Here is a 15,250-nt window from a genome sequence, read left to right as displayed (position 1 = left end):
AAGATGCTCAAGAGATATTTTTTACTATTAGCTATTGCTGCGCTGGTTATTTCATGCGATAACGACGACGAACCAAAGCCAGAGGTGGTAGCCCCTGCTACTTATACTTTTGAAAGAAATGGACAAAGCACTGTTTCTTTCGACGGGCAAACTACTAGAATACAGATGGGTGAAGAGTTGATAGGAAAAATGAAAGATTTTTCTGCGACAGAAACTCTTTTGTTGGAGATGTTTAGAAATGAGACCGAAGCTGGCGGAGATGCCAACCCATTTGAAAGTGCAGATCTTAACGCTGCTACCAAAAATATCAAAAGTAAAACAGCTGCATCAGTCGACTTTTTCTCTGCAAATGTATCTGAAGCGAGTGAGATAAAAGCTCAGTTTGAAACGTGGATAAAAGAGCAAGTGAGTGAAGTATTTCCCAACCAAAATACTGTTGCTGCCCCAGGCGTGGCCGGGCAAATTGCCGATGGAAGTTCGACTCGCTATGTAAACGCACAAGGCTTGGAATACAACCAGTTGGTGAACAAATCATTAATTGGTGCGCTCATGCTCGATCAAATAGCCAACAACTACCTTGGCACAGCTGTGCTTGACGAAGCTTCTAACCGAGAAGATAACACCAACGGCACTCCTGCCGAAGGAAAAAGCTATACGAATATGGAGCACAAATGGGACGAGGCGTATGGCTACCTCTACGGAACTTCTGCCGATGCCGCCAACCCAAATGCTACCATTGGCGCAGATGATAATTTCCTCAATAAATACGTGGGAAGGGTAGAAAGTGACGAAGATTTTGCGGGGATTGCTGCTGAAATTTTTGATGCTTTTAAACTAGGGCGTGCTGCGATAGAAGCTGGAGAATACACGCTTCGCGACGAGCAGGCTGCTATTATAAGGAAAAAGCTTTCTGAAGTAATCGCTATCCGTGCCGTACATTATTTGCAAGCAGGTAAAGCGGCACTTCCAACTGACCGTGGCAACTCTGCGCTTTACGGAAGTGCTTTCCACGATCTTTCTGAAGGTTACGGGTTTATTTATAGCCTTCGTTTCACTCGCATGCCTGATTCAAGCGAGCCTTATTTCACCAAAGCAGAAGTGGATGGTTTCCTTAGTCAATTGCTAGGAGACGGAACCAACGGGCTTTGGGATGTAGAGACTACCACCCTTGATGATATTTCAACCAAAATTGCTGCAAAGTTTGACTTTACTGTGGAGCAAACCAACTAACACCAGATCCTTTACGAGCCTTGCCAAATACCAACTTTGAGTTTGGTATACCTACCCAACTTGCAGAGAGCTTTATGATTTTAGTATAGGAAAAATCATAAAGCTCTTTTGCTGTGGTAATTATGCAATTCACTATATTTGCCAACCTTTTATTAAGACTAATTCTAAAATAAGAATGAGAAAGGCATCTACTTTATTACTAATATGTATCATACCCTTCTTCTGCACTCTTTTTTCTTGTAGCGAAAAAAAAGCAGAAGAGCCTGAAAAAGATAATTTCGACAGGCAAGCAATGCTCACCAACTGGGCAGATAATATCATTATCCCTGCCTACGAAGCGTATGTGGTTACAACTGCCGACTTGGTTGCAGCAAAAGACGCTTTTGTAAACGAGCCTAGCGAAACGAAGCTCCAAACCTTAAAAGCTACTTGGCTTTCGGCTTATACGGCTTGGCAGAAAGTATCAATGTTTGAAATAGGCAAAGCCGAAGAGCTCACGCTCAGGGATTATACCAATATTTTTCCCACTAATGCGGCAGAAATTGATGCAAACCTCCAGTCGGGAACTTGGAACTTGGCCCTGCCTTCCACTAGGGTGCAGCAAGGATTTCCAGCCCTCGATTACCTCCTCCACGGTTTGGCGGCTACCGAAGCAGAAACTACAACCCTTTTTAGTACCAACGAAAACCACCGCAACTACCTCAGTGATGTGACGGACAGAATCCATTCCCTTGCCGACCAAGTGCTGAAAGACTGGAAAGGCGGCTACCGCGAAGCGTTCATAGCGGAAAGTGGCTCAAGTGCCAACAGCTCGGTGAACAAATTGGTAAACGATTACCTTTTTTACTACGAAAAGTTTTTGCGAGCTGGAAAAATCGGTATTCCTGCAGGAGTATTTTCCAACCAGCCTCTCAGCGATAACGTTGAGGCTTTTTACAATAAAGATGTTTCTAAAAGCCTTTTCATCACCTCGCTTCAGGCGTCCTATGATTTTTTCCTTGGAAAGCATTTCAGTGGCGGAAGTACTGGCGAAAGCCTTAAGTCGTACCTCGATTTTCTTAACACCATCACCAATGGAGAGTCACTGAGCAAAGAGATTTCAAGCAAATTTGAAAATGCGCTCAGCAAGGGAAACCTACTTGGCGACAACTTGTACCAAGAAGTAGAAACTAATAATCAGGCAATGCTCGCCACCTACGATGCTCTTCAGGAGATTGTCATTCTGATGAAAGTGGATATGTTCCAAGCTCTGAATATTAAAGTAGATTATGTAGATGCCGACGGGGACTGATGAACATTGCACTCAAAACATATTTCCAAACACCTACGAAAGCTGCCCCTTTGGCAGTTTTTCGTGTTTTTTTTGGTGTCATGATGTTCTTGAGCGTAGTTCGGTTTTGGGCTAATGGCTGGATTGAAAAACTATATATCCAACCCAAATTTTTCTTTTCTTACTACGGTTTCGAATTCATAAAACCCCTAGGGAATTACACCTACATTTTATTTATAGTAAGCGGTATTTCGGCACTAGCTATCGCCTTGGGTTACCGTTACAAAGCTGCTATCATCACCTTTTTCCTCAGCTTCACCTACATAGAGCTGATGGACAAAACCACCTACCTCAACCATTATTACTTTATAAGCATCCTTAGTTTTTTGCTCATCTTCTTGCCTGCTAACGCTTATTTTTCGCTCGACGCAAGGCGAAATAAAAAACTAGCGTTCCAGTATGTTCCCCGCTGGACCATCGATTCGCTAAAGCTTCTCATCGGGATAGTGTATTTCTATGCTGGGCTGGCTAAGCTCAATTCGGACTGGCTTTTTTCCGCCATGCCGCTCAAAATTTGGCTGCCTTCCCGATACGACCTTCCCCTGCTCGGCGACTTTCTTCACCAAGAATGGCTCATTTTTGCCTTTAGCTGGAGTGGCGCTATTTACGATTTGTGCATCCCTTTTTTATTGCTTTGGAAAAGGACAAGGCTTATTGCATTTGCCTTCGTCGTCATTTTCCATGTGCTTACACGCCTGCTCTTTCCCATTGGCATGTTTCCGTTCATCATGATTGTGAGTGCACTGATTTTCTTCGATGCCAAGCTACACGAACAGCTCCTTTCCACTTTGGCCAAACTATTGAAAACAAGCAAATCTAACTTCGATAACCAACGCAAATTAATTACCAACAGTGCTGTGGCAAACAAGCTCAAAATGGCAGTGCTCGCACTTTTTTTCCTGTTCCAAATTGCCTTCCCGTTCAGGCACTTGGCGTACCCAGGAGAGCTTTTTTGGACAGAAGAAGGCTTCCGCTTTTCGTGGAGGGTGATGCTGATAGAAAAAGTAGGCTATGCCCAGTTTAAGGTGGTAGATGGGGTGAAAAAGGAAAGTTTTCATGTAGATAATTCCGATTTCCTCAGCTCTTTCCAAGAGAAGCAGATGTCCACCCAATCGGATTTTATGCTGCAATATGCCCATTTTCTCAAAGAGCATTTTGAAAGCCAAGGGCACCAACAAGTAGAAATATATGTGGAAAGTTACGTCGCCCTTAACGGCAGGCGAAGCCAACCCTTCATAGATAGCTCAGTGAATCTTGCTGCGCAAAAAGAATCATTCAAACACAAACAGTGGATACTTCCATTCCAAGATGAAATTAAAGGTTTATAATTTTTTAAATAATAAAAAATCTTCGTTGGGCAGTTTAAAGACATTTTGTTTCGGTCTGTGCGCCACAGACCGAGGCTTTTTGAAGGGGGGTAATTTTTTGGTCTGCTTTCTTTTCTTGGTTTCGGTGGCGCAAGCCCAGTTTTCCCTCTCGGGCGTGGTGAAAGATACCGACAGCCAAAAGCCCGTTGCCAACACCGATGTTTTCAATAAAACCACCAACCAGCTTGCCCAGACTAACGGAAAAGGTGAGTTTGTGCTTGAAGGACTAAAAAAAGGAACATACAGTATTGCCATTTTTGGCGTAGGCTACAATCCACAAAACATTCAGGTTTCCCTGTCTTCGGACACGTCTATCGTGGTTTCGTTAATAGGTTTCAGCAAAGAACTTTCAGAAGTGGTGGTGAGCCAGCAGGAGGAAATGAGTTTTAGCCTAAGCCGCTTAAATCCCGTGGAGGGCACGTCAATTTTTGCTGGGAAAAAGTCGGAAGTAGTGCTGCTCAGCCAGTCGGTGGGGAACTTGGCAGCTAATAATGCGAGGCAAATCTACTCGCAAGTGGTGGGGCTGAATATCTATGAAAACAGCGATGCGGGTTTGCAGCTCAATATTGGCGGGCGTGGGCTTGACCCCAACCGAACAGCAAATTTCAACACAAGGCAAAATGGGTATGACATTAGTGCAGATGTGCTGGGCTACCCCGAAAGTTATTATACCCCTCCAGCCGAAGCTTTAGGGCAAATCCAAGTGGTTCGTGGGGCGGCTTCTTTGCAGTACGGAACGCAGTTTGGCGGCTTGGTCAATTTTAAGTTCAAAAAGCCAAATCCCGATAAGAAGATAGAATGGACTTCTCGACAGTCAGTGGGTTCTTATGGTCTTTTTACCAGCTTCAACAGCCTTTCTGGCACGGTAGGGAAATTCAGTTATTACACTTATTTCAACTACAAAGAAGGCGATGGCTTTCGCCCAAATTCAAATTTCGATTCCAAAAATTTCTTTGGTGCATTCAACTATGCCTTGGGCGAGTCAACTTCTATTTCCTTAGAAACAACTTATTTGAAGTACTTGGCAAAGCAATCGGGCGGTATGACCGATTCGCAGTTTGAAGAAGACCCTTTGTTTAGCAACCGTGAGCGAAATTGGTTTGAGGTAGATTGGAAACTTTTTGCCCTCAAATTCAAACACAAATTTTCATCTAAAACAGACTTTAGTGTAAACCTATTTGGGTTGAATGCGGAACGAAATGCACTTGGCTTCCGAGGCGATCCGAAGCGGCCTGAGCGAAACCCGATCACCGAAATGGATGATCCAGAAGAGTTTACTCGTGACCTTATAAAAGGGCAATTCAACAACTGGGGAGCAGAAGCGAGGTTGCTCACGAGATACAATATCCAAAAGAAAGAGGCTATTTTCCTGATTGGGGCGAAATATTACCAAGCTCAGAATTACTCCGAGCAAGGGCCAGGGACTAGTGGTTTCGATGCAAATTTTAACTTTGCCACGAATGATTATCCTTCGTACCCACACCAATCTTCTTTTACTTTCCCCAACCTGAACTTTGCCCTTTTTGGAGAAAACATTTTTATGCTCAGCGAAAAGTTCTCGCTAACGCCAGGGTTTAGGTTGGAATACATCAACACCCAGTCGGAAGGGCAATACACCGAGGTGCGCTACAACAATGCTGGCGACGAGATATTCAGAAAGGATACCACTGACAACCGAACCCTCGACCGAGCTTTTGCACTGCTTGGCTTGGGAGCAAGCTACCGCCATTCCGGAAATTTGGAATTGTACGGAAATATTTCCCAAAACTATCGTTCGGTCACTTTTAGTGATATCAGAGTGGTAAGCCCGACGTTTATCATCGATCCAAACATAAAAGATGAAAGCGGATTTACCAGCGACATTGGAATGCGGGGAAAATGGAAAAACTATCTTTCTTACGATGTGGGCGCATACGCCGTTATGTACAAAGACCGAATAGGTACTATCCTAGAAAGTTCTGGTCCGAACAAGGGTGATCGAGTGAGGCAAAATATTGGGAATGCTCTCACTTTTGGAGTAGAGGCTTTTGCCGAGTGGAATGTGGTAGAAACTTTCGGTTTGGATGCCAGCAGGTTCAAGCTCAGCCCGTTTATGAACCTTGCGCTTACCGATTCGGAATATTTGCAGAGCGAAGAAAATAATGTGGCTGGCAAAAAAGTAGAATTCATTCCTGCCATCAACCTAAAAACAGGGTTGCGATTTGGCTACAAAAACCTGATGGGTAATCTCCAGTACACTTACCTCAGCGAGCAATTTACGGATGCTGAGAACACGCCAGTTCCCCCCAAAGGCGATAGCCGTGAGGGAATAATTGGGGAAATTCCTGCGTATAGCATCATGGACTTTTCTCTTTCTTACCGAGTGAAAAAGGTGAAAATAGAGACTGGGGTTAATAATTTACTCGACGAGAAATATTTTACTCGCAGGGCAACGGGCTACCCTGGCCCAGGCATTATTCCATCTTCTCCAAGGGCGTATTATTTGACGTTGGAGTTTAAGATTTGACAGAGGCAAACAATATATATTGTTTATACAAAGTTTTTACTTAGTTTTATGTAAAATAGCATTATGTTTTGACCCCTGTAAAGCAGTACTCAATATGTTTTCAAATCAAGGTAGAGTAAGCAATATAAATGTTAATTTCCCCACTAATGAAACACAAATAGTAGATAAGCTAATTGATGAAATACTCTTATCTATTGAAAAAAAACTTCAAGATAAAAAATTACGAAGAGGTATTTTTAGAGCAATGAAACCTTCGACGTATCTTGTTATTAGAGATAAAAGCTCTGTAAATATTCTTATGGAAAAAAGCTTTGGTATTACAAGCATAAACTACCATTATGACAAATCAATTGAATTATCCCCACAACAAGCATACGAATCTTCAATTCTAGATTTTGGATTTGATGACCCTGTACTATTTCAGGTTCCAATTGAATCAGCTAACCTTGACTCAGCAAATCACAAAGAATTTATTGATAATTTAACAGAAGAGTACATAAAAATTGAATTAGACAAATTTGAATTTATGAATAATATCGTCAGAGTTAAGCCAATCTTTGGTACCCCTAATTTTAAAATCAACCAAAGATCAATATTTGTAATAATGCCTTTCACAACCCCTTTGACTGATATCTATATAAATATTATCAAACCTTCTGTTGAAAATAATGAAATGGGATTAGTTTGTCAAAGAGCTGATGACTTCAAAACAAATAAATCTATAATGCAAGATATCTGGAAGGGCATATGTGAAGCGAAAGTTATTATTGCAGATTTGACTGAGTTAAACCCTAATGTAATGTACGAGTTGGGAATTGCCCATACTGTGGGAAAAGAGACAATTCTAATATATCAAAAACAAGAGGACAAAGAGGTAAATTTCCCATTTGACCTTGCACACATACGTCGTATAGAATATACAGATAGTGCTATTGGAGCAAAAAAATTAGAAACAGAATTACAAGCAACATTAAATAATATATTAAACCCAAATGTAATTTAGAAATAAACTTCTGATTGCTTCGCTCTTTCAATTTCCGTAACTTGGTTATATCAAAAACAAAATGTTCCCTAGCCAAATGCCAACCGAACAGACCATAGATAAGGAAAAAGAGCTATTGCAAAAATGCCTAAAGCAGATTGAGGAAAAACTGGGTTGGGCGGAGGCTAGCGAGTGGCAACATCGGCATTTTGACTTGCTCAGCGAAAAAATTTTTGAAGCTACTCACGTGCAGCTAAGTGCTGTTACGCTTAAGCGCCTTTGGGGGAAAATAGCTTACCATTCTAGCCCAACTACCAACACGCTAGATACCCTTGCCAAGTTTTTGGGCTACGGTAGTTGGATAGATTTCCAACAAGAACATTGGCAAAAAACAGAAATACCTTCCCAACAACCAAGTGTTAGAAAGTCAGGGCTTGCCAAGCTTTTTCGCCAAAAAGTTTCATACCTCTATGGAGCAGTTTTATTAGTTTTGGTGGTAGGCTTACTTTCCATGACCGAGTGGATCAAACCCGTTTATAAGGAAAAAACCAGTTTTTCTTTCCAGCCTGTGGCAAAGGGCTTGCCTAACACTGTCACCTTTACCTACGATGCTTCACATGCGAATGCCGATTCAGTTTTCATCCAACAATCTTGGAATCCCAAGCTAAGGCATCAGGTAGATCCAACTAGTGATTTTTTTGCATGCACTTATTATTACCCCGGTTTTTTCCAAGCGAAGTTGGTGTTGAACGACCAAATTGCCATTGAAAAAGATCTGTTTATTAAGTCGGAAGGCTGGTTAGCTACTATTGATAAAAAACCAGTGCCATTTTACTTAGACCTTGCCTCGGTAGCTAAAAATGGGCAACTGGCTATTACCCAAGCTCATTTGGTAGAGCATGGGGTCGACCTTTCGGGTGAAATTCCCATCACTAACTTTCATTTTGTGGAAGATTTTGGGGAGGTAAGTGCGCAAAATTTCAAACTTAGTACCGAGTTCAAAAATACGTTTGGCAAAGGAGAAGCCATATGCCAAGAAGCTAGGGTTTCTATTCTCTGTTCCAAATCTGCCTTTATCATTCCTTTTTCCATCAAGGGTTGCGTGGCCGAATTAGGTATGCTGATTCCTGGGAATTTCATGAACGGTACACAAGCTGATCTTACGGGCTTTGGAGTGGACTTTTCCGAGTGGGTAACACTGGAAGTAGAAACATCGGGCAACCAAGTTTCCATCTTGGTGAACGGGCAGCCAGCTTACCAAGGTGAAGTGCCTTTAGTTGCTGGGAAAGTAGTCGGTGTTCGCTACCAATTCCACGGAACAGGCTCGGTAAAATCCCTTCAACTTGAATCTGAAGGAAAAAGCATCCCCATTCCAACTCTCTGATTTACAACCTTGAACAAACTTGTATCAAGTTGTTCAAGGCTTGATCTTGTTTCTAGAGTACATGCCTTTACATTCGTCAAAATGTTCAAGCAAAAAAGACAAAACAAGATCATGAAAAAGAAACTAATCATCCCCTTCTTGCTCCTAAGCTTATTCCTTTTCAATATTTCCCTAGCTCAAAAAGCTGAATGGGCGAAGTTTGATGAAAGTGCTTGGGAAGTACAAGCCAAAAAGTACGAGTTCAAAGAACACAAAGGCAAGCCTGCCCTTTACCTAGAAAATGGCGCAGCAAGCTTAAAAGGCGCTAGCTTAAAAAATGGCGTTATCGAATACGATATACTGTTTGCTGAATCGAGAAAATTTTTGGGGGTTCGATTTCGCCAACAGGACACTAATAACTTTGAGGACTTCTACATCCGTGCCCACCAATCTGGCAACCCCGATGCCATGCAATATACGCCCGTATTCAATGGAATTTCTGGTTGGCAGCTTTACTATGGGGAAGGGCACTCTACTGCCTACAGCTACAATTTCAATGAATGGATTCATGTGAAGCTATTGGTTGCTGACGATAAAATGGATGTTTTCATCAATGACATGGCACAGCCTGTATTGCATGTGAATGACTTAAAAAGAGAAGCAGAAGCGGGTGGTATTGGTTTTAGCACAGGAGGGGGCAGTGCCTATTTTGCCAATCTATCTTACCAGTCCATGGAAAATGTAGAGCTGGTAAGTAATGTGAAAGAAAACCCAACACCTGAACTGGGGACTATCCAAAAGTGGGAAGTTTCCCCAGCATTTGCTCAGTCAGATCTTGACAATGTTTATTCGCTGAAGGATAAAAAAGACATGGATGGAATGGGTTGGAAGCCTCTTTGGAGCGAGTTTACCGGAACAGCCAACCTTGCGCAAATGGTTGTTTTCTCTAAAGAAACGAATACCGTTTTTGCCAAAGTGACGATCAATTCCAGCAAAAACCAAGTGAAAAAGCTAGACTTTGGCTACAGTGATATCGCCAAGGTTTTTGTGAACGAGCAATTGGTGTATTCGGGGCAGCGAACCTTCCGAACAAGGGATTATCGCTACCTAGGTACTATCGGCTATTTCGATGCAGTCTATTTGGACTTGAAAAAAGGTAAAAATGAGATCGTCTTCGCCATTACCGAAAACTTTGGTGGCTGGGGCTTGAAAGCTAAGTTAGCAGACATGGAAGGAATTGAAATGGAGCAGTAACATGTAGCCTATCAAAACATCGAAGGTCTCGTTCAGAATGAGGCCTTCGATATACATATACTCTGAAAGAGTAAAATCAGATAAAGGATTACTTCCCTTTATCTGATTTTACTTTTCTTTGATATTTCTTTTGTCCTCGTTTGTACTTTTTTTGAAACTCTCTTCTTTGTGTTGTTACTTCATAAAGCACAATTCCTGTTGAGGTAGCCAAATTTAGGCTTTCAATTATTCCATACATCGGAATGCTTACACACATTTCGCTTCTTTCGATTGCAGTTTTACTAACTCCTCTTGATTCATTTCCAAACCAAACTGCTAGCCTTATTTGTGTATAATCTCCTTCGTTTAAAACTACATTTTTTTCACTTTTTAAGTGAGGAGACGTTACAATTGAGACAAACCTTTTCTTTTCCAAGTGCTCTAAGCACTCTTCTGTACTTTTGAATTTCTTTACGTATGTCCATTTTATAGCAGAAACCGAAGTTTTAGTAAGCGATTTCCGATTTCGCATTTCTTGCCAGTTATCTGGTAATTTGTCTCGACTGTCAACTATGTATAATTTTTCGACGCCAAGTGCATTTATATTTCTTATTACTTTACCGATATTTTTATAATCGTTTGGTTCTTCAAGAACTGCAATTAGATTTTTACACCTAAATTCTTTTATCTCATCTGCTCTTTTTCTTAAAGTACTTTTATTTACCTCTTCTTTTTCTTCCATTTTGGTGTAGATGCTTTTATTTGTTCTTAACCCCTACAAACCAGTTGTTTATATTTAACTCATACTAGTCTTTCGAGTCAATCGGTCATCGAAGTGAATTAAAAACTACCTCCCCAGTCTTACAATCATATCCATAATATCTTCAAAATCGTGGGTGAGTTGCCCGTAGGGCTTGGAGTAGTTGTTGATCATAATGGCGAAGACCAGCCTTTTCCCCGTAATGGAATCGGCATAACCCGCATAGGAGCGAACCCGGTTGATGTACCCGCTTTTGGCTCGGATGCGTCCTTCGCTTAGCCGACCTTTGCACATATTTTTGAGCGTGCCTGTTTTTCCTGCTATGGGCAGCGATTTTATGTAGCTGCCGTCGGTATCGTAGCGGAGCATGGTCTGGAGGATTTGCACCATTTGTCGTGCATTTACCGCATTGAAGCGAGAAAGCCCGCTGCCATCGGCAAAGTGGCAGCCTTTCATATCAATGCCTTCCGATTCCCACAGCTCGTACATTGCCTCTATTCCTGCTGAAGTACTGCCCTCATTTTTCTTCACATGGCCTATCATCCGCAAAATGGCCTCTGCATAAAGGTTCACACTTTTCATATTGGTGCGGGTGATGATCCGGTCGAGCGTGGGCGATTCTTTACTCCATATAACTTTACAAGGCCCTTCTTTGATTTCCTTAGAAAGGCGGAAGGTAGTTGCGCTTCGGTTCACTTCTATGCCCCTTGCCTCTATGTAGCGTTGCAATTCGTAAGCACAAAAATAGGCTGGATCGGGCATAGAGCCTTTTATCATAAAGGAAGGATAATTGGGTGGTAAAGAGCCTCGCACATACCTCAAATAGGTGTAAGGTGCGCCAAAAATGTATCCGTTATCTCCTGAGCCGGGCTTGCCCGTGGTGATTTCATTTACAAACTCGACCCCCGGAATTTTGGGTTCCATGCCGGTAATCTGGGTGGCTGTCCCTTCTCTACTTCCGGTTTTAAAATACAATCGGTACAGGTTTTCGTTGATGGAAAGCCCAGATGCCCCCGCCCCAAAATAGTTGCCCATATCTTCCCAAATCCACGTATCTGGTGTGAGTTGCCTATCAAAAATACGGGCATCGCCCACCACACAACCGTTTATTTGATTGATTCCCGAATCTCTTACTTTATCGGTAATCCTTTCTAAAAGGGCAGGCAAATTATCTTTTCCAAGGGTTGGGTCGCCGCCGCCCCGTATATACAAATTCCCTTGGAGCGTACCGTTTTCGTCAATTTCTCCATCGTATTCCACCCTGGTTTTGAAGGTAAAATCTTTCCCCAAAACCCTCATTCCAGCCGCCGTGGTGATGGCTTTCATGGTAGAAGCCGTTGCCATTCCGAGTTGGCTGTAGTAGTCGGTAAGTGGCTTGCTCTCTGATGCTTCCATCACAAAAACACTCATTACCGAGCCTTCCAGCCCTTCGCTTTCGTGGATTTCCTTTAGCTTATTGCTAAAGTCAAGTGGGCTAAGTTTTTCATGTTCTCCCTTTATGGCTAATGAGGTATCTAGCGTATTTTCGGGAAAAAGGCTTAGAAACAAGAAAATTGGCAACGTGAATTTTAAGTACAGCATTTGAAATGAGTATTCGGTATGGGTGTTGGTTCAATAATGAACTTCAAAAGTAAGAAGACGAATTCAGAAAGTGTGTAAATCCTATTTAGAATAAAAAATAAGGTTGCTATATTAAAAATGTAATGTTGGTTTTGGGATAAAAAAAAGGGGCTATAAAGCCCCTTTTTTAGTTTTGAATTTTTATAGATGGTTTTATTTCACGGCAGTGATTTTGTTGAGCGCATCTATGTAGGCATAGACTGATGCCATCACGATGTCGGTACTTGTTCCAAATCCGTAATACACCTGCTCTCCATGCGAAAGTTGCATGTGTACTTTTCCTTGGTCATCGGATCCACCCGTAATGGCTTGTACCAAGTATTCTTCTATCCTCACCTTGATGCTCACCATTTTCTGAAGGGCTTTGATGGATGCATCTACCGGGCCATTGCCTGTAGAAGACTCCATTTTTTCCTCTCCATTGTGTTTTATATGCACCGTAGCCATAGGGCTTAGCGGATCGCCACAGACTACTTGCAGCCTGAGCAATTCAATTTGCTGTTCGTGTTTGGCCTTGCCAATCAACTTCAACAAATCATCATCCTCAATATCCTTTTTCTTGTCTGCCATTTTCAAGAAATCGTCGTAGAGTTTGTCAATTTCTTCTGTAGAAAACTGGTAGCCAAGTACCTCCAAGCGGTGTTTGAGCGCAGCCCTCCCGCTTCTAGCGGTTAGCAAAATAGATGATTGATTGATGCCCACATCTTGCGGAGACATAATCTCGTAGTTTTCCCTATGCTTCAGCACACCATCTTGGTGGATACCCGAAGAGTGGGCAAATGCATTTCTTCCTACCACTGCTTTGTTGGCCTGCACAGGCATACGCATCAGCCTAGAAACCAAACGGCTGGTATCGTAAATCTTAGTAGAATTTATTCCCGTATCGAGGTTCAAATTATTGTGGGTGCGAAGTGCCATCGCTACTTCTTCTAGCGAGGTATTTCCCGCTCGTTCGCCTATACCGTTCATGGTCACTTCAACCTGCCTAGCGCCGTTTACTACGCCAGCAAGGCTGTTGGCGGTGGCCATGCCCAAGTCGTTGTGGCAGTGCACCGAAAGGATAGCTTTGTCGATGTTGGTGACATTTTCCATTAGGTAACGAATTTTTGCACCATAGACCTCTGGTAGGCAATAGCCCGTAGTATCGGGAATGTTGACCACGGTTGCCCCAGCGGCAATCACAGCTTCCACCATCCTCGCCAAAAATTCCAAGTCAGCCCTTCCCGCATCTTCTGCATAGAATTCTACATCTTCCACAAAGGTTTTTGCATATTTCACGGCTTCCACCCCTCGCTCCAAAATCTTATCGTGGGTGCTATTGAATTTATGTTTTATATGATAATCCGATGCGCCAATCCCTGTGTGGATTCGTTTTCTTTTGGCAAATTTGAGGGCATCGGCAGCTACTTCAATGTCTTTGGGCACGGCACGGGTGAGTGCACAGATAATAGGGTTAGAAACAGCTTTAGAAATTTCCCTCACCGAGTTGAAATCTCCAGGGCTAGAAATGGGAAAGCCAGCTTCCAGCACATCTACGCCCAGCGCTTGCAGCGCTTTAGCTACTTCAATCTTCTCAATAGTAGTAAGTTGGCAACCTGGCACTTGCTCGCCATCGCGGAGCGTAGTGTCAAAAATATAGACCCTGTCCATGGTATTTAGGGAGTTTAGGTGATAGAAATAGTTATTTTGCCCTGTGGCGTAATGATTGAATTTCAATTATACGTTTTAATGGCAAATAGTGCTAAAATAATGTAGCCTATTTGGAGGGAATGTTTTTGAGTGTCCTTATAAAAGGCAATGGCTTTTCCCTTATTTATCTAATAAATACAGGAAAAATAAAAAGAACTGAATCCTAAACAGTTATTTTTATTGCTCCACAAGGTTTTTACCAATTAACAGTGGCTTATTAAAAGAGAGATGGCTTGGAAAGCTTATCGGTTTACTCCTTATTGTTTTCATTTTTATTAATAGTAATTATAGGGACAATGAGAATTTTATCGTCTTGGTTTAAATGGCTTCAAAACAGGACGAAAGAATGACTTTCTAAATGGAAAAGTCAAGTCGTTAAAAAGCTTGTTAGGAAATAGACGGGATATCCTGGGTCAGATATGAATGGCAAAATGGGGCAGGGGCAAAAAAAAGGAAGTCTTACGACCTCCTTTTGTTATTGTTATCTTTCCTTTTGTTGGTAGGCTTGGAAGATCTTCTTCTTGGGTTGTTACTTTTACCCTTACTGTTGTTTAAATCTTTATCTCGTGGAATAGAAATTTCAAAAACCACCTTATCGGATTTGAGCTGATCTCTCATATCAATCTTTCCTTTGGACATTTCATATAGGTGATTAATGATCACGTCATCACCTATATTCTCCCTGTTCCAGGAAGTATAGAAGGTTTTCATCAAACGACCGATGTACATGATGGCATTTTCCCTTTCATCTGGATCTTCGGTATTTGCCGCTAAGTCTATAAGTAGCTCAATGTTGCGGCCATAGTGCTTGTGCTTGAGTTCTTTATCTTTATAAGTTAGCGGTTCAGGCTTTTTATCTAAGATAGTTTCGTCAGGCTTAGGGAAAGGTCCGTCTATGTCGAGTTCGAAGTTAGACATGATATAAAGGTGATCCCAAATACGCTGCTGGGTGCTTTCGCTGTTTTCCTTTACCGAAGGATTGAGCTGCTTCATGAGATTTACAAGTGTGTGGGCAGCTCTTGTGCGTTTTTCCTTGTCCTCTATTGTAGCTATAAATTTTACCAGCCTTTGGACATTTCTACCATATTCTTTCAATAGTAGAGGCTCGTCATTTGTATAGTAATCCATGTTTAATTCGCTCATATTTCTCGGGTCAAATAAATTTTTCGC

General features: G+C 42.1%; 11 protein-coding genes. 7 read left to right on the top strand and 4 right to left on the bottom strand.

The features are described from left to right. The first annotated feature begins 3 nt into the window (after positions 1-3). The 7 genes from R9C00_25540 (at position 4) to R9C00_25510 (ending at position 10,032) form a co-directional block, all read left to right on the top strand. Entirely contained in the window at positions 4-1,230 is a 1,227-nt protein-coding gene (locus R9C00_25540) for a DUF4856 domain-containing protein (protein WPO35061.1), read from the top strand. Positions 1,231-1,405: 175 nt separating this feature from the next. After that, a complete protein-coding gene (locus tag R9C00_25535) occupies positions 1,406-2,521 on the top strand; it encodes an imelysin family protein (GenBank protein ID WPO35060.1) in 1,116 nt (371 codons plus the stop codon). After that, positions 2,521-3,888, top strand: a complete 1,368-nt coding sequence (locus R9C00_25530) for an HTTM domain-containing protein (GenBank protein ID WPO35059.1) — start codon at positions 2,521-2,523, stop codon at positions 3,886-3,888. The genes R9C00_25535 and R9C00_25530 overlap by 1 nt, the downstream gene beginning before the upstream one ends. Before the next feature lie 25 nt (positions 3,889-3,913). Then, positions 3,914-6,433 (top strand): TonB-dependent receptor, encoded by a 2,520-nt coding sequence (locus R9C00_25525; GenBank protein WPO35058.1) that lies wholly within the window; start codon positions 3,914-3,916, stop codon positions 6,431-6,433. Between the two features lie 94 nt (positions 6,434-6,527). Next, positions 6,528-7,436 carry a hypothetical protein gene (locus tag R9C00_25520; GenBank protein WPO35057.1) on the top strand — a complete coding sequence of 303 codons (909 nt, stop codon included), beginning with the start codon at positions 6,528-6,530 and terminating at the stop codon, positions 7,434-7,436. Positions 7,437-7,512: 76 nt separating this feature from the next. Beyond that, positions 7,513-8,799 carry a hypothetical protein gene (locus tag R9C00_25515; GenBank protein ID WPO35056.1) on the top strand — a complete coding sequence of 429 codons (1,287 nt, stop codon included), beginning with the start codon at positions 7,513-7,515 and terminating at the stop codon, positions 8,797-8,799. A 111-nt stretch (positions 8,800-8,910) separates the two neighbouring features. Next, the gene (locus tag R9C00_25510) at positions 8,911-10,032 is read left to right on the top strand and encodes a hypothetical protein (protein WPO35055.1); all 1,122 of its coding nucleotides are present in this window, start codon (positions 8,911-8,913) and stop codon (positions 10,030-10,032) included. Positions 10,033-10,120: 88 nt separating this feature from the next. Here R9C00_25510 and R9C00_25505 read toward each other — a convergent pair whose 3' ends face one another. The 4 genes from R9C00_25505 to R9C00_25490 form a co-directional block, all read right to left on the bottom strand. Next, a complete protein-coding gene (locus tag R9C00_25505; protein ID WPO35054.1) occupies positions 10,121-10,753 on the bottom strand; it encodes an RNA methyltransferase in 633 nt (210 codons plus the stop codon). A gap of 105 nt (positions 10,754-10,858) precedes the next feature. Beyond that, positions 10,859-12,352: a D-alanyl-D-alanine carboxypeptidase/D-alanyl-D-alanine-endopeptidase gene (gene dacB / locus R9C00_25500; GenBank protein ID WPO35053.1), complete on the bottom strand. Its 1,494-nt coding sequence runs from the start codon at positions 12,350-12,352 to the stop codon at positions 10,859-10,861. 192 nt (positions 12,353-12,544) lie between these two features. Next, positions 12,545-14,041: a 2-isopropylmalate synthase gene (locus R9C00_25495; protein ID WPO35052.1), complete on the bottom strand. Its 1,497-nt coding sequence runs from the start codon at positions 14,039-14,041 to the stop codon at positions 12,545-12,547. Positions 14,042-14,539: 498 nt separating this feature from the next. After that, positions 14,540-15,208 (bottom strand): DUF4290 domain-containing protein, encoded by a 669-nt coding sequence (locus R9C00_25490; GenBank protein ID WPO35051.1) that lies wholly within the window; start codon positions 15,206-15,208, stop codon positions 14,540-14,542. Between the last annotated feature and the right edge of the window lie 42 nt (positions 15,209-15,250).

Source organism: Flammeovirgaceae bacterium SG7u.111 (assembly GCA_034044135.1).
Taxonomy (GTDB): domain Bacteria; phylum Bacteroidota; class Bacteroidia; order Cytophagales; family Flammeovirgaceae.
This window is presented reverse-complemented; position numbering and strand designations above follow the sequence as displayed.